13 protein-coding genes are annotated in these 15,377 nt (G+C 66.0%); 4 read left to right on the top strand and 9 right to left on the bottom strand.

The features are described 5' to 3' along the window. Positions 1-15 precede the first annotated feature (15 nt). The 8 genes from Q0P60_RS15000 to Q0P60_RS14965 form a co-directional block, all read right to left on the bottom strand. On the bottom strand, positions 16-858 hold the full coding sequence (locus tag Q0P60_RS15000) for an ABC transporter permease subunit (RefSeq protein WP_294995048.1): 843 nt from the start codon (positions 856-858) through the stop codon (positions 16-18). Then, positions 855-1,787 (bottom strand): ABC transporter permease subunit, encoded by a 933-nt coding sequence (locus Q0P60_RS14995; protein ID WP_294995045.1) that lies wholly within the window; start codon positions 1,785-1,787, stop codon positions 855-857. The genes Q0P60_RS15000 and Q0P60_RS14995 overlap by 4 nt, the downstream gene beginning before the upstream one ends. After that, the gene (gene potA, locus Q0P60_RS14990; RefSeq protein ID WP_294995042.1) at positions 1,784-2,920 is read right to left on the bottom strand and encodes a polyamine ABC transporter ATP-binding protein; all 1,137 of its coding nucleotides are present in this window, start codon (positions 2,918-2,920) and stop codon (positions 1,784-1,786) included. The genes Q0P60_RS14995 and potA overlap by 4 nt, the downstream gene beginning before the upstream one ends. 181 nt (positions 2,921-3,101) lie before the next feature. Next, the gene (locus Q0P60_RS14985) at positions 3,102-3,557 is read right to left on the bottom strand and encodes a M35 family metallo-endopeptidase (RefSeq protein WP_294995039.1); all 456 of its coding nucleotides are present in this window, start codon (positions 3,555-3,557) and stop codon (positions 3,102-3,104) included. Next, positions 3,554-4,243, bottom strand: coding sequence for a hypothetical protein (locus Q0P60_RS14980; protein WP_294995035.1), 690 nt, complete (start codon positions 4,241-4,243; stop codon positions 3,554-3,556). Before Q0P60_RS14980 ends, Q0P60_RS14985 begins: the two co-directional genes overlap by 4 nt. Before the next feature lie 413 nt (positions 4,244-4,656). Beyond that, entirely contained in the window at positions 4,657-5,766 is a 1,110-nt protein-coding gene (locus Q0P60_RS14975; RefSeq protein WP_294995032.1) for a polyamine ABC transporter substrate-binding protein, read from the bottom strand. A gap of 91 nt (positions 5,767-5,857) precedes the next feature. After that, positions 5,858-7,255 (bottom strand): glutamine synthetase family protein, encoded by a 1,398-nt coding sequence (locus Q0P60_RS14970; protein WP_294995029.1) that lies wholly within the window; start codon positions 7,253-7,255, stop codon positions 5,858-5,860. Next, complete coding sequence (locus tag Q0P60_RS14965) at positions 7,252-8,013, bottom strand: gamma-glutamyl-gamma-aminobutyrate hydrolase family protein (protein WP_294995026.1); 762 nt, start codon at positions 8,011-8,013, stop codon at positions 7,252-7,254. Before Q0P60_RS14965 ends, Q0P60_RS14970 begins: the two co-directional genes overlap by 4 nt. 161 nt (positions 8,014-8,174) lie before the next feature. Between Q0P60_RS14965 and Q0P60_RS14960 the strand changes: the two genes are divergently transcribed. The 3 genes from Q0P60_RS14960 to Q0P60_RS14950 all read left to right on the top strand — a co-directional run bounded on the left by Q0P60_RS14960 (position 8,175) and on the right by Q0P60_RS14950 (position 12,921). Further along, entirely contained in the window at positions 8,175-9,452 is a 1,278-nt protein-coding gene (locus Q0P60_RS14960; protein ID WP_345780335.1) for an FAD-binding oxidoreductase, read from the top strand. An 81-nt stretch (positions 9,453-9,533) separates the two neighbouring features. Further along, on the top strand, positions 9,534-11,138 hold the full coding sequence (locus Q0P60_RS14955) for an MASE1 domain-containing protein (RefSeq protein ID WP_294995023.1): 1,605 nt from the start codon (positions 9,534-9,536) through the stop codon (positions 11,136-11,138). Positions 11,139-11,331: 193 nt separating this feature from the next. Beyond that, complete coding sequence (locus Q0P60_RS14950; protein WP_294995020.1) at positions 11,332-12,921, top strand: MASE1 domain-containing protein; 1,590 nt, start codon at positions 11,332-11,334, stop codon at positions 12,919-12,921. A gap of 91 nt (positions 12,922-13,012) precedes the next feature. Here Q0P60_RS14950 and Q0P60_RS14945 read toward each other — a convergent pair whose 3' ends face one another. Next, positions 13,013-13,432, bottom strand: coding sequence for a hypothetical protein (locus Q0P60_RS14945; RefSeq protein WP_294995017.1), 420 nt, complete (start codon positions 13,430-13,432; stop codon positions 13,013-13,015). Positions 13,433-13,773: 341 nt separating this feature from the next. On the opposite strand from Q0P60_RS14945, the gene Q0P60_RS14940 reads away from it, so the two are divergent. Continuing rightward, entirely contained in the window at positions 13,774-15,303 is a 1,530-nt protein-coding gene (locus Q0P60_RS14940) for an MASE1 domain-containing protein (RefSeq protein WP_294995211.1), read from the top strand. Positions 15,304-15,377: the final 74 nt, after the last annotated feature.

The following is a 15,377-nucleotide window of genomic DNA, read 5'->3' as shown; positions in this document are numbered from 1 at the left end:
CCGGATGTTGCCGGATCAGCCGTTGTCCTGCCGTGCCAGCTGCAGGTCGCGCTGGCGCCGCTTCTCGGCGCGCGCATTGATGTACCAGCCGACCACCGCGGCGATCGACACCGCTGACACCAGCAGCGTCGCCAGCGCGTTGATCTTCGGGCTGATGCCCATGCGCACCGAGGCGAATACCTTCATCGGCAGCGTGGTCGAGCCCGGCGTGGCCACGAAGCTGGCCACCACCACGTCATCCAGCGACAGGGTGAAGGCCAGCAGCCAGCCCGCCACCAGCGCCGGCGCGATGATCGGCAGGGTGATGCGGGTGAACACGGTCAGCCGGCTGGCGCCGAGGTCCATCGCCGCCTCCTCCAGGGAAAGATCCATTTCCTGCAGGCGCGAGGACACCACCACGGTGACGAAGCACAGGGTGAAGGTGACGTGGGCGATCCAGATGGTGGCCAGGCCGCGTGCCGGGAAGCCGGGAATCGCCCCCATCGAAGCCAGCAGCGCCATCAGCGAGAAGCCCAGGATCACATCCGGCATCACCAGCGGCGCGGTGACCAGCGCACCGAACAACGGCTTGCCGCGGAAGCGCTTGAAGCGGGTCATCACCATCGCCGCCAGCGTGCCCAGCACGGTCGCGGTGCAGGCGGTCCAGAACGCCACCACCAGGCTGGTCCACATCGCATCCATCAGCGCGCGGTCGGCAAACAGGTCACTGTAGGCACGGGTGGAGAAGCCGGCCCAGACCATCGCCAGCCGCGAGCTGTTGAACGAATAGAACATCAACAGCAGGATCGGCAGGTACAGGAAGGCGAAGCCGAGCAGCAGCACGCCCAGCCCCAGGCCCTTGGCGGTACGCGGGCTCATGCCTGCTTCCCTTCCAGCAGGCGCTGCTGGGATCGGTTGAACAGCAGGATCGGCACCAGCAGCAGCAGGATCATCGCCACCGCCATCGCCGAAGCGCCCGGCCAGTTGCGGTTGTTGAAGAACTCATTCCACAGCTGGCGGCCGACCATCAGCGTTTCCGAGCCACCCAGCATCTCCGGGATCACGAACTCGCCAATGGCCGGGATCATCACCAGCATGCAGCCGGCGATGATGCCGGCCCTGGACAGCGGCAGGGTGATGCGCAGGAATGCCTGCCACGGCCTGGCCCCCAGGTCGTAGGCCGCTTCCAGCAGGCGGTGGTCGTGCTTGACCAGGTTGGCGTACAGCGGCAGCACCATGAACGGCAGGTAGCAGTAGACGATGCCGATGTAGGCGGCGGTCGGGGTATCGATCAGCTGCAGCTTGGGCAGGCCGATATGGGTCATCAGCGCCTGCAGGCCGGTGAACTGCAGGAACTGGTCGAGCAGGCCGTTGCGGTCCAGGATCGCTTTCCACGCATACACGCGGATCAGGAACGAGGTCCACGACGGCAGCACCACCAGCATCATCGCCACGTTGCGCGCCGCCGGCGACAGGCGCGCGATGGCATAGGCCATCGGGTAGCCGATCAGCAGGGTGAGCAGGGTGGAGATCGCCGCGATCTTGATCGAGCTGAGGAACGCCTGCGCATAGATCGAATCACGGAACAGCGCCAGGTAGTTTTCCAGGTTCAGCTTCAGCGAGAAGCCGCCGTCGGCGTACTGCAGCAGCCAGGTGTATGGCGGCGAGCCGACCCGGCTGAGCGAGAAGCTGATCATCAGCACGATCAGGAACGGCACTGCGAAGAACAGCAGCAGCCACAGGTACGGAATGCCGATCACCGTGGCACGCAGCCCCGGCAGCCAGCGCTTCAGGCCGGCGACGCTCATGAGGTCAGCACCACGCCGTCGTTGTCGCGCCAGTGCACCCACACGCTGTCGCCCCAGGTCAGCCCATCGCTGGCCCAGCGCTGCGAGTTGGCGAAGTTGGCCAGTACCTTGGCGCCACTCGGCAGGCGCACGTGATAGACCGAGTGGCTGCCGAAATAGGCGATGTCCTCGATCACGCCCTGCGCCTTGTTGGTATGCCCTTCCGGCTCGTCCTTGCCGATCATCACCTTCTCCGGACGCAGCGCGAACGCGACCGGCTGTCCTTCATAGCCGGTGATGCCGTGGGCGATGTAGATCGGCGCCGGGAACAGCGGCGAACGCACGGTCACGTACTCGGGCAGGTCCTCGTCGATCACCCCATCGAACAGGTTGACCGAGCCGATGAACTCGGCAACGAAGCGGTTGGCCGGCTGTTCGTAGACCTCGTCCGGCTTGCCGACCTGCTGGATCCAGCCGGCATCCATCACCGCGATGCGGGTGGCCATGGTCATCGCTTCTTCCTGGTCGTGGGTGACCATCACGCAGGTCACGCCCGACGATTCGATGATGCTGACCAGTTCCAGCTGCATCTGCGAGCGCAGCTTCTTGTCCAGCGCACCCATCGGCTCGTCCAGCAACAGCAGCTTCGGCCCCTTGGCCAGCGACCGGGCCAGCGCCACGCGCTGCTGCTGTCCGCCGGACAGCTGATGCGGCTTGCGCTTGCCAAGGTGGCCCATCTGTACCAGATCGAGCATTTCGCCGACGCGCTTGCTGATCGCATCCTTGCCCAGGCCATCCTGCTTGAGCCCGAAGCCGATGTTCTGCTCGACCGTCATGTGCGGGAACAGCGCGTAGGACTGGAACATCATGTTGACCGGCCGCTGGTACGGCGGCAGCGCGTCCAGGCGTTGGCCATCGAGGGTGATGCTGCCCTTGGTGGGCGTCTCGAAGCCGCCCAGGCAGCGCAGCAGGGTCGATTTGCCACTGCCCGAGCCACCGAGCAGGGCAAAGATCTCGCCCTTGCGCACGTCCAGGTTGACGTCGTCGACAGCGACGAAACCGTCGAATTCCTTGCGCAGGTCACGAATGGAGAGATAGCCGGGCACACCGGTCGTGTCGACGACGGCGGCTACCGGCTGGGCTTCAACGGGCATGGGGGCTCCGGGAGCGGGCGGTGGACAGCGGCCGCCATTCTACCGGCCAGGGGCCGCAGGGGATATGACGGCAACGGGCAGGAAGACGCCAGAGCATTGCCCACGCTCCTCAACCCTCCCTGCCCGCCCGCTGAGGCAGAAGAATTGTTACAAAATAACAATTCCTTCCGCGGCGAGGCGATCAGTTCTCGTTGCCATGATTGTCAGCAAAATACTCGTACCCGTATGCGTGCTCGGACGCCAGATCGCGGGCCGTCCTGGCAACGTAGCGCGCATCTTCCGGGCTTGGAAACTGTTCGTCCAGATCTGTGGTTGCGAGCGCATGCGCATCGGCAAAATGCGTTACTTCATGGTAGATGGTGGCCGCGCGCGACCCAGAGGGCACATGTGGGCCTACCGGAAGATCGAAAAATCCCGGGCAGTAATTCACAACATAGGGAACTGCAGTGGAGATCCACGCGATGGTGTCTGCGACCATCTCTTCCGGACAATCACAGGAAGGTGGCTTGAGCAATGCGAACCGGGTAGCGACTCCCGAGATCGTCTTTCTGATCCGGTCGTTGATCGGGTTTGCGATATTGGGATCACCGTGCTCACCAAACCACGATCTGTAGCGGGCGGTTTCATTGAACGTCACGATAATGGATGATTCTCCGAACTCATATCCATAGAGTGACTCCAGATACTTTTTTTCGAACTGCGGGCGATACCTGCCGCAGCCGTCACTCCCGCGGTGACGTCCTTCAACCGGGCTGGCGTGCAGGATGTTAGGCGCGATGCTTTCTGCGACGCGGTTTCGGCGGCTTTGCCAGCAGGCGGCAGCGGAGCGACGATCAGCATTGAAACGGGAGCAGTGGAAGCCTCCTTGTCGATCCTGGTCGCCCCTGCGGCCTCTGAACCGTCAAGAATCCTGTATCTGAGGACAGGGGTAGAAACCCTGTATGTCTGGCCAGGACGAAGCTCATAGCTCAAGGAGACATTGACCTGTCGAACAAACCGTTGCCCGGGTTGCAGCGTCACCGCCCTCTCGCGGGCGGCGGCCCCCAGGTGGGCAATGATTCCGCGATATGCAGCTGCACTTCCATCCTGCGCGACAACAAGAAACGCATCATTCCACAACCTTCCATCCTGCAGGGCTCTGGGCAGGCCACGCTCGGGAATGCTGAGCGCCACTGCGCCGGAGTTGAGGTAGGTGACGTGGATCACGACGTCGGTCGCAGCGGCTCCAGCCGCCTGCTTCATCTGCACGGACAACTGCGCACTCGCGGGAGCAGCCGCGACCAAGAACATGATTACGAAACCGATCCAGGATAGGGTTTTCATTGCTCACTCCGTTGAGATTCATGTTCAACAAGCATCCGTGACATGAGAGTTGAAGTGCAAGCAATCGGCGGACGGATACTGATCCGTCCGCCATTTTCCGGCATTCTCGGCGAATTACCCTGCTATAGAAGACTTCCAGCGGAGGAAAAGCGACTGCTCCGTCTTTCAGGCACTCGCCCACTGCGTTTCCATCGTGAATGTTATTCCAGGCGTGCCGAACCACGGTCGGCAGCCAGCGGCCAGCCGGCCGCGGTGGACCCGGAGGCGGCAGGCTGGCAGGTGGGGTGGCTGGGGCCGGCAGGGGGTCGGTTCTGGCGGGAGAGCGTGCCGACCAACGGTCGGCACCCACCTTTACCAGTCGGCAGTCACCTTTACCTGCCGGTCGGCAGCCACCTTTGCCTGGCGGTCGGTGCTTAACGGCCGGTCTTCACCTCGGTCCAAAGCCGGGTGTAGAGCTTGTCGGTCTCCGGCGTGTTGATCGAATAGGTGAACATCTTCTCGGCCACGTCGGCCGGCGGGTAGATGGTCGGGTCGGTACGGATCGCCTCATCCACCAGCGGGGTCGCGGTCGGCACCGGGTTGGCGTAGTGGATGAAGTTGGTGTTGGCCGCGGCGACCTTCGGCTCCAGCAGGAAGTTGATGAACCTGTAGGCGGCTTCCGGGTGCTTGGCATCCTTCGGGATCGCCAGCATGTCGAACCACTGCGGGGCGCCTTCCTTCGGAATCGAATAGGCCACGTGCACGCCGTTGCTGGCTTCCTCGGCGCGGTCGCGGGCCTGGATGATGTCACCCGACCAGCCGACCACCAGGCAGGTGCCACCGTTGGCCAGCGAGCCGACGTACTGCGAGGAGTGGAAGTTCTGCACGTACGGGCGGATCGACTTCAGCAGATCGGCCGCCTTCTGCAGTTCGGCCGGGTCCGCACTGTGCGGGTCCAGGCCCAGGTAGTGCAGCGCGATCGGGATCATGTCCGCCGGCGTATCCAGGATGGTCACGCCGCAGTCCTTCATCTTGCTGATGTTCTCGGGCTTGAACACCAGGTCCCAGCTGCTGGCGATGTCGGCACTGCCGCCGAAACGCTGCTTCAGCATCTCCACGTTGTAGCCGATGCCGGTGGTGCCGATCATGTACGGCACACCGTACTGGTTGCCCGGATCCTGGGTGGCGATGCGCTTCATCACCGCCGGATCGAGGTTGGCCAGGTTCGGGATCTTGCTCTTGTCCAGCGGCAGGAACACGCCGGCCTGGATCTGGCGCCCGAAGAAGTTCAGGGTCGGCACCACCACGTCGTAGCCGCTGTTGCCGGCCAGCAGCTTGGTCTCGACCATCTCATCGCTGTCGAACACGTCGTAGGTCACCTTGATTCCGCTCTCCTTCTCGAAGGTCGGAATGGTGTCCTCGGCGATGTAATCGCTGTAGTTGTAGACGTTCAGGACCTGGCTGTCCTGAGCGCCACCGTTGCCACCGCCACAGGCGGCGAGCATGGCGGAGGCCAGGCCGAGCGTGAGGATACGCAGCTTCATCGGGTGCTCCAGAATGCGGGAAGGGGGGCCGGCGGGGCCGGCGACGGGTGCCAGCCTACCCCCCGGCGGCGGATTTTTCTATTCCAGATGCTCAGACGTTCAGCAGCAGGAACTCGCGTTCCCACGAGCTGATGACACGGAAAAAGGTCTCGTATTCCTTGCGTTTGACCGAGATGTAGGCCCGGCAGAAGCGCTCGCCCAGAAGCGCCTGCAACTCGCTGCACTGCTCCAGCCCGTCCAGCGCTTCACCCAGCGAGCGCGGCAGGTTGTAGCCCAGTTCCTTGGCGCTGCCGGTCACCGGTGCATCCGGCGCCAGCCGCTCGCGGATGCCGAGCAGGCCGCAGGCCAGGGTCGCGGCCATCGCCAGGTAGGGGTTGGCGTCGGAACCGGCAAACCGGCTCTCCACGCGCATGTTCTCAGGCGTATCCAGCGGCACGCGCAGGCCACAGGTGCGGTTGTCGAAGCCCCAGTGCACGTTGCTCGGCGAGACTTCGCCGAACACCAGCCGGCGATAGGAATTCACGTTCGGTGCGAAGAACGCCATCGCCTGTGGTGCGTACTTCTGCAGGCCGCCCAGGTAGTGGCCGAACACCGGGCTGAACTCACCCTCGGCATCGGTCTCGCCGGCAAACACGTTGCTGCCATCACTCACCCGCACCAGGCTCTGGTGGATATGCATGGCGCTGCCCGGCTCGTTCTCCATCGGCTTGGCCAGGAAGGTCGCGTACACCCCGTGCCGCAACGCCGCCTCGCGCATGGTGCGCTTGAACAGGAACACCTGGTCGGCCAGGTCCATGGCGTCGGCATGGGTGAAGTTGACTTCCAGCTGGGCCGCGCCGGATTCATGGATCAGCGTATCGACATCCAGCTTCATCGCATCGGCGTAGTCGTACATCAGATCGAGGATCGGGTCGAACTCGTTGACCGCGTCGATCGAATACGACTGCCGCGCGGTTTCCGGGCGCCCGGAACGGCCGGCCGGCGGCAGCAGCGGGAAGTCCGGATCGGTGTTCTTCTGCACCAGGAAGAATTCCAGCTCCGGTGCCACCACCGGGCGCAGTCCCAGTTCGGCGTAGGCCGCCAGCACCCGCCGCAGCACGTTGCGCGGTGCCAGCTCGTGCGGCTCTCCGTTCTTGGTGTAGCAGTCATGGATGACCTGTGCGGTGGCATCGGCGGCCCACGGCACCATGCGCACGGTGTCCGGATCCGGCCGCAGCATCATGTCCGAGTCCGACGGCGAGGTCAGCTCGTAATAGTCGTCGGGGAACTCGCCGGTGACGGTGGTGGCGAAGATGCCTTCGGGCAGGCGCGTACCGTAGTCGTGCGAGAACTTGTCGGCAGGAATGATCTTGCCGCGCGCGTTGCCGGTGATGTCCGGCACCAGGCATTCGACTTCGGTGATGCGCCGCTCCTTCAGCCAGCGCAGCAGGCTGCTTTCCTGCGGTGCGGGGGGCGTTGCCGTCTTGCGCGGGCGCGTTCGGGAGCTCATCGGGAATCCAGTCGGTTCTGTTGGTGCTGCCGGCAAGCTTGGCCGAACGCACGGAAAATAGCGTGATAGAACGGCGCCTGCATGACACGCCATTCCGGGTGCCACTGTACGCCGAGCACGAAACGATGGTGCAGGCTGCGCGCCGCCTCGACCAGCCCGTCATCGGCGTGGGCCTCGACCCGCAGGCCCGGTGCCAGCCGGGCAATGCCCTGCCCATGCACCGAATTGACCTGCACCCGGTCACCGCCCTGCCACTGCGCCAGCCAGCCCCCGGCGGCCAGGCTGACCGCGTGCGCCGGCCCATACTGCACTTCCACTGGCGCCAGCGGATCTTCGCGATGGTCGGCCAGTCCTTCCACCGCGTGCACCTGTGGATGCAGGCTGCCACCGAGCGCGACATTCAGTTCCTGGAAGCCGCGGCAGATCGCCAGTACCGGAAGATCCAGCGCCAGTGCCGCGTGCAGCAGCGCAAAGGCGGTGGCGTCACGGGCCGGGTCATGCAGATTGCCGGGCCAGCTGCGGCCGCCCTCGTAGTGCTGCGGTTCGATATTGCTGGCCGCACCGGTCAGCAGCAGGCCATCCAGCCCCTGCAACCAGTCATCGACCGGCAACGGGGGCTGCAGGCTCGGCAACACCAGCGGCGTCACTTCGGCGGCTTCGGCCAGCGCGCGCACATACTTCTCGCCAGCCACCGCGAAACGGTGATGGCCGATCACGGTGCTGTCGGTGGGCAGGCCCACCCAGGGCAGGCGGCGCATGGGAATACTCCTTGGCGTGCGGACACGTTACCCGCCGCCCGGCGAACGCGGCAAGCCATCACCGTCACACCACGGCCGTCACGCATCGGCCAAACTACGCCGGTGAACACCGATCACCCTCTCCCACTCGGACCGTCTGCGCAGCAAGCGCGAGGCGCGCCGTGAGCGCCGCTTTCCCGCCCAGCTGGTACGCCGCCAGCCTGCCCGAACCGGCGCCGTTGCCCTCGCTGCAGGGGGACGTGCAGGCCGACGTGGCGGTGCTTGGCGCTGGCTACACCGGCCTGACCGCGGCACTGGAACTGGCCGCGCGCGGGCAGCGCGTGATCGTGCTGGAAGCGCAGCGGATCGGCTGGGGCGCCTCCGGACGCAATGGCGGCCAGGCGCTGGTCGGCTACGGCTGCGAGGTCGATGAGCTGGAACGCCAGCTCGGCCGCGAGGACGCACGCCACCTGTTCGACTGGTCGCGCGATGCGGTGCAGTCGATGCGCGCGCGCATCGATCGCCATCACATCCACTGCCATTGGGTGGAAGGCCACGCCAGCGTCGCCATCCGCGAACGCCATGAGCGCGACCTGCGCGGCCACTGCGAGCACCTGCAGCGCTACTACGACTACCCGATGCAGTGGTGGGACCGCGACGTGCTGCGCAGCCAGCTGGACAGCCCGCGCTACCGCGCCGCCATGTTCGACCCGCTCAGCGCGCACCTGCACCCACTGGCCTATGCACGCGGCCTGGCCGATGCGGCACGTGCAGCCGGAGTGGTGATCCATGAGAATTCCGCGGTGACCCGCGTGCAGCGCGGGCCTCGGCCAACCCTGCACACCGCGCGCGGCAGCGTGCGCGCCGCGCATCTGGTGGTGGCCGGCAACGCCTGGCTGCAGGGGCTGCTGCCCGAGCTGGAACGGCGGATCATGCCGGTCGGCACCTACATCGGTGCCAGCGAACCGCTGGGAGCCGAGCGCGCCCGCGCCCTGATCGGCAACAACATGGCCGTGGCCGACACCGCCTGGGCGCTGGACTATTTCCGGCTCAGCCATGACCACCGGCTGCTGTTCGGTGGCCGCGCCAGCTACTCGGCACTGCCACCGCCCGGGCTGCACGGGGTGATGCAGCGACGCATGCACCAGGTGTTCCCGCAGCTGGCCGACGTGGCGCTGGAGCAGGTCTGGGGCGGCTACGTGGACATCACCCGCAACCGCGCGCCGCACTGGGGCCGGCTGGATGGCAACCTGTACTTCGCGCAGGGCTTCTCCGGCCACGGCGTGGCAGCAGCCGGGCTGGCCGGCGAAGTCATCGCCGCCGCGATTGCCGGCCAGAGCGAGCGCCTGGAGGTGTTCCAGCGCCTGCGGCATGCCTCCTTCCCCGGTGGCCGGCTGCTGCGTACGCCGCTGCTGGTGGCGGCGATGTCCTGGTACAAGCTGCGTGATGCGCTCTGGTAGCCCTGCCCCTGCCCAGCGCATGACTTGATCCACAGCGCCGCTTTGTTTGCATAATCGGCGCAGGAGCTGGGGAGCACGTGGATGCAGTGGTGGAAGGACGGACTGCTGGTGAGGATACGGGTCAGCCCCGAGGGGCTGGCGCTGGCGCTGGTCTATGCGGTGGCCTGCTGGGGCGCGCGCAAGCTGTCGCTGGACCAGTTCTTCCTGCCCGCCGGCATACGCGTGGCGGCCCTGCTGTTGTGCCCACCCCGCCTGTGGCCCTTTCTGCTGCTGGGTGAATACGCCTACTTCGCGCACCTGCGGATCCCCCTGATCGGCAAGTACGGGCTGACCTGGGTGATCTGCGCCTCGGTGTTCCTGATGCCCGCGGTGATGCTGATCGTGCACCTGCACCGCAGGCTGCTGGCGCGCACCACGATCGTCGGCGTGATCTCGATCGCGGTAGGCGCGGCCACCGTCATCAGCCTTCTCAACCTGGGCATTTCGCACCTGCTGTGGCCGCCGCTGCGTGAAACCTCGTTCCTGACCAGTGCGCTGCGCTATGCACTGGGCGATTTCATCGGCATCCTGATCCTGGCGCCGCTGGCGCTGCTCTGGATCCGGCGCAAGGAAGAGGCCTGGAACGCCCCGGCCATCGCGGCCACGCTGGCGGCACTGCTGGCGATGCTGGTCATCGGCCTGCAGGCGACCCCGATTCCCACCTCGATCGTGGAACCGGGTGCACTGCAGCTGCTGCTGATCCTGCCGATTCCAGCGATCGTGCTGACCTGCATGCAGGGCTGGCGCGGCGCGGCCATCGGCGTCGCCGCCATCAACATGATCCTGGGCCTGAGCGCCCCGGCCGACCGCCCGGACGCGTTCGACGCCGCCACCTTCGCCACCCAGCAGGCCATGGCCATCGCCAGCGTCGCGCTGTTGCTGCTGGGCGCACGCATCACCCACTTCCAGAACCAGCACCGGCTGCGCGAGGAAGATGGGAAAGCCGCCCTGCAGCTTGCGCGCAACTCGCACCTGGCCAGCGAGATGGACCTGCGCGAGCGCGCGGCACACCTTCGCCAGCTGGGCGATGGCATGGACCTGTCGTTGAATGAAATGGTGAACTGGCTGCATGCGCAGGGGCATCACGCCGTAGCCGACAGCCTGCGGCATACCTCGGAGGTGCATTCGCGCCTGTTCAGGGCCCAGGCCAGCATGATCTATCCCTCCGCGCTGGAACGACTGGGCCTGTATGTGGCCTTGCAGGCAGGCGGGGTGCGCGAGGCCTGGGATGCCACGCATCGCATCGGGCAGCCGCGCTTGATGGGGGATCCCTGCCAGCTCAGCCCTGGCCTGCAGCTGGCGGCCTACCGCTCGATCGTCGAGGCGGTGTCGATCCTGCTGGAAAGCGAGAAGGGACAGCTCATGATCCGGGCCCGCTGCGGGCAACGCGCCGGCCAGCGCGGCATTGTGCTTGTGGTGACGGTGATCGATCCGCGCCGGGGGCTGTCCCGGGCAACCGTCGACCTCGCCACATCGCAGCTGTCGGCACGGGTACTCGCCTATCACGGCGCGCTGCATTGCGGCAGGCGGCGGATCAGGCTGGTGCTGCTCGAAGCAGCCAATGGGCCCTCCGGTGATGATGCGGCGCTGCGGGCCACCGGTGCCGCTACCGGACTGCATTACCCCGGAGCCCCTTCGCGCGGGTAATCCATCGGCAGAAAATGCGATGAATATCACAACGTTGTCGTGACATTCTGCAAAAGCGCTTTCCGTATGTCCGCACCGCCGGCTGATGGCTGAGATTGCGCCCATCTGAAACTATCGATACTGTCGCGTTGAGGGAGTACGTCATGTATCGACTGGACAGCGATAGCGTTCGACGAGCAGGGGAGGCTTGCGTTTGAAGTGGCTGAAGAATGGCTTTGAGCTGAGTTTCCGTATCCGCCCCGCAGGCCTTGCGCTGGCGGCACTCTACGCTGTCGTGTGCTGGGCCACATGGCACCTTTCCGTCGATCAGTTCTTCCTGCCCGCCGGTATCCGTGTTGCAGCGCTTCTGCTGACCCCGAAGCGGATGTGGGCCTACCTGATCCTTGGCGAATATGCCTACTTCGCCCAGATGCGCTATCCGATGATCGAGGATTACGGAATGGCCTGGGTCATTCTTGGATCCGCCTGCCTGATCCCGGCGGTCGCGCTGATCGTTCACCTGCATGACAAGCTGATGGCCTTCACCACCGAAAGCTGGCTGCTTTCGCTGGCGGCCTCGGCCGCGCTGGTCGCCACCGCGCTCAAGCTCGGCCTGATCCACATGCTGTGGCCGGTTCCGCCGAGCATGCCGTTCTACACCAACGCCATGCTGTACGTGCTCAGCGATTACATCGCGATCCTCACCGTCGCACCGCTGGCGCTGCTCTGGCTGCGCCGTCGCAGCCATTACGACTGGACGACCTGGCGACGCCGCCCGACCCTGGCGGCACTGGTTTCGCTGGGCGTGCTGGGTGCACTGCTGATCCAGCTCGGCACCCAGGACCATTCGGCGCGGGCCACGCTGCAGCTCCTGCTGGTGCTGCCGGTCATCGCGCTCACCTGCATGCATGGCTGGCGGGGCGCCGCGGTCGGCGTTCCGCTGATGAACATCATCCTCAGCCAGACCATGCCAACCACCGGGTTACCCGGCTCGTTCGACGAGACCACCTTCTTCACCCAGCAGATCATTGCGATCACCAGCACCGCACTCATCGCGCTGGGGCCACGCATCACCCACCACTACCATCAGCACGCACCCGCGCCGATGGCGGCATCGCGGGCCCGTGCCTTCTCGCGCTCGGCACACCTGGCCAACGAACAGGACCTGCGCGAGCGTGCGCTCGGCCTGCGCCAGATTGCGGATGACATCGAAGAAGCGCTGGGCGAGACCGTGCAGCAGCTGAAGGCCGATGGCCATGACGTTCCGGCAACCGACCTGCTCCGCGCCTTTTCGCGCCGCTCGCGGCGGTTCCGTGAACTGACCAGCATGGTGTACCCCACCGAACTCGAGCATGCGGGTCTGTATGTCGCCCTGCACGCCAGCGGCCTCAGCGAAACCTGGAACGCCAGCCATCGGATGGCCCGTCCGCTGCTGGGCGGGGATCCGTGCCAGCTGAGCATGGGCCTGCAGCTGGCCGCCTACCGCACCTTCGCCGAAGCGGTATCGCTGCTGCTGAAGGAAGAAACCGGCCAGATCCAGATCAGCGCACGCTGCGGTCGCTACAAGGGCACACGCGGCATCGTGCTCAACGTCGCGCTGCTGGATCGGCACCGCACGCTCGCACCGCGCACCATGGAACGGGCCATCGACCGCCTTTCGGCCCGCGCGCATGCCTATTCGGGCAGCGTGCAGTGCCGCGGCCACCGCATCACGATGGTATTGCTGGACAGCGCGGGCGAGGCCGGGCGCGAAACCGTCCCCAACGCGCGCAACGACATCTGCGCGGCACCGGCGCGGAACTGACCGGCCACCCGCGCCCGTTGCCCTGCCGCGCCGGCGCTACCCCGCAGCGGCACTCCTGCCACTGCGGGACAGGCCAGCGCCAGGCAGGCCGTCAGCGGGTGCCGGCAGTGCGCTCCACCGACCAGACGGCGTTGCGCCCCTCGCCGTAGACGACCAGGGAGAAATCCGGGCCGCGGAAAACCACGCTGCGACGCGCATTGTTCGGCAACGCCAACGGCGTGGACGGCAGCGATACGCGTGCCGCGGTCTTGCCGGCCGGCAGCGTCCAGAACGCCGAATCGAGGCTGGCGACAATCAGATTGACCTGGCCGGTCAGATCATTGACCTGGTAGTACGACACCCCATCGCGCTCGAACGCATAGACCTGCCATGCCGGGTCCGAGCTGAGATCAAGCGCCGCAGGCTGGCTCTCGCCCAAACCCGCCTTTGCCATCGGCACGCCCTGGCCGCCCCCCGGGCAGCAGGCGAATGCCAGCGCCGGGGCCGCCAGCAGCACGGCAACGGACGTCATCTTCGAGAATCGGGAAAATCTCACAGGCATCTCCATGATTGAAAGGTGGACAGCATCCAGGCAATACACGCCTGACGTCGATCAGATAATGCAATATCCCCTGCTTGACCCGCTGGCGAGGTAAACCATCGCCCAGCACGAGGCGTTGCCAGCATAACGGCGCGGCACCAACGGTGCCATTCACGCCAGCGGGCAGCGCTGACCGGTTGCGGGCCATGCCGGAACGGCTGCTGCTGCCGTTGCACCGGTATCGAAGTCTCGCTACTTTCGCCGCTGGCCCATGATCGCCGCGAGGGAATGTGAGCGTTGCCCGTGCCCAAGCCGGTCCCAGATGGAGCGCGCTGAAGGATAAAGTCCTGTCCGGCATTCCGGTGCACCCGGCAGGGCTTGTGCTGGCGGCAGCGTACGCCCTTGCCTGCGGGGTCGCCCGCCAGCATTCCCTGGACCAGTTTTTCCTTCCGGCGGGCATCCGCGTCGCCGCATTGCTGATGGTCCCCCCTCGCCTGTGGTGCTACCTGCTGCTGGGCGAACTCGGCTATTTCGCGCACCTGCGCATTCCTGCGATCGACCAGTACGGCCTGGAATGGGTCATCCTCGCCTCCACCCTGCTGATGCCGGCGGCGATGCTGGTGGTGCACCTGCACCTGAGAAGGGCCATTTCCGAGGCCGCGACCGGCTTCTGGCTGCTGTCTCTTTCGGTTACGGCGGCACTGGCGGTCACCAGCCTCAATCTTGGCCTGTCCCGCCTGCTGTGGCCGGATCCACCACCGGATGCCCTGCTGGATGTCGCCGGAAGGGAGGTCTTTGGTCATTTCGCAGCGATCATCACCCTGGCCCCACTGGCCCTGCTTTGGGCCCGGCGCCATGCGGGTTCACCCGTACGCAAAGGCAGGCTCATGCCTTCCGTGGGTGCCATCGCCCTGATGCTGGCGCTGGGACTGTGCGTGCTGCTGATTCCCACCAGCGCAGACACCCACCGTACGCATCTGGTTTTGCTGGCAACGCTTCCGGCCATCGCACTGACCTTCCTGCATGGATGGCGCGGCGCAGCCATCGCGATCCCGCTGCTGAACCTTCCGCTTCATCTGGCCACGCCCAGCACCGGCTTGCCGGCGTCGTTCGACCTGGGCACGTTCTCCACCCAGCAGAACATGGCGGTGATGAGCATCGCACTGCTCGCGCTTGGATCGAGCATCAGCTATCACCATCAACGTGCCCGCGCCCGTGGCCTCGCCGAAGAAACCCGCGCCTGGCTGGCGCGCAGCTCGCACCGGTTCAGCGAACGCGACCTGCGCGAGCGGGCCGCCCACCTCCGACACCTGGGCGAAGGCATGGACAGCTCGCTGGGTGAAATGGTCAGCTGGCTGCAGGCGCAGGGCCATCACGGCGTGGCCAACAGCCTGCTGCATGCAGCATCGGTGCACTCGCGGCTGTTCCGCGAACAGGCCAGCCTGATCTACCCGTCCGGCCTGGAGCAGGTCGGGCTCTACGTCGCCCTGCAGGCAGGCGGCGTGCGCGAAGCCTGGAACAGCACCGCGCGGGTGGCTCCGCCGCGGCTGGCAGGCAATCCCTGCCTGCTCAGCCTGGACCTGCAGCTGGCGATCTATCGCACCCTGATCGAAGCGGTTTCGCTGCTGCTGGAGCTGGAAACCGGGCAGGTCTGCATCCGCGCGCGATGCGGGCGATCGGGCAGCCGCCGTGGCATCGTGGTGGTGGTGGCACTGCTCGACCGCGGCCGTGCGCTGGCCCCGTCGACCGCGCAACAGGCCTTCGAGCGCCTGGCGGGACGGACCCTGGCCTACGATGGCGCGGTCCAGTGCCGCGGCAATCGGCTTCGGCTGGTACTGCACGAGCCACGTGCCAGGCTGTAGGCGGCCATCTCACCGGCGGCCTGAGCCGAGGGCGGCCTGGCCGGGTACCATGCGCGGCTAAAGTTGCGCCCGAA

Source organism: uncultured Stenotrophomonas sp. (genome assembly GCF_945952405.1).
In the GTDB taxonomy this organism is placed as follows: domain Bacteria; phylum Pseudomonadota; class Gammaproteobacteria; order Xanthomonadales; family Xanthomonadaceae; genus Stenotrophomonas.
The sequence above is the reverse complement of the archived record's forward strand: the minus strand, read 5'-3'. Positions and strand labels throughout refer to the sequence as shown.

Coding starts and splice junctions, on each gene's coding strand:
- Q0P60_RS14955 (WP_294995023.1), top strand. CDS start 9,534: ATGCAGTGGTGGAAGGACGGACTGCTGGTGAGGATACGGGTCAGCCCC.
- Q0P60_RS15000 (WP_294995048.1), bottom strand. CDS start 858: ATGAGCCCGCGTACCGCCAAGGGCCTGGGGCTGGGCGTGCTGCTGCTC.
- Q0P60_RS14975 (WP_294995032.1), bottom strand. CDS start 5,766: ATGAAGCTGCGTATCCTCACGCTCGGCCTGGCCTCCGCCATGCTCGCC.
- Q0P60_RS14965 (WP_294995026.1), bottom strand. CDS start 8,013: ATGCGCCGCCTGCCCTGGGTGGGCCTGCCCACCGACAGCACCGTGATC.
- Q0P60_RS14945 (WP_294995017.1), bottom strand. CDS start 13,432: ATGACGTCCGTTGCCGTGCTGCTGGCGGCCCCGGCGCTGGCATTCGCC.
- Q0P60_RS14995 (WP_294995045.1), bottom strand. CDS start 1,787: ATGAGCGTCGCCGGCCTGAAGCGCTGGCTGCCGGGGCTGCGTGCCACG.
- potA (WP_294995042.1), bottom strand. CDS start 2,920: ATGCCCGTTGAAGCCCAGCCGGTAGCCGCCGTCGTCGACACGACCGGT.
- Q0P60_RS14970 (WP_294995029.1), bottom strand. CDS start 7,255: ATGAGCTCCCGAACGCGCCCGCGCAAGACGGCAACGCCCCCCGCACCG.
- Q0P60_RS14980 (WP_294995035.1), bottom strand. CDS start 4,243: ATGAAAACCCTATCCTGGATCGGTTTCGTAATCATGTTCTTGGTCGCG.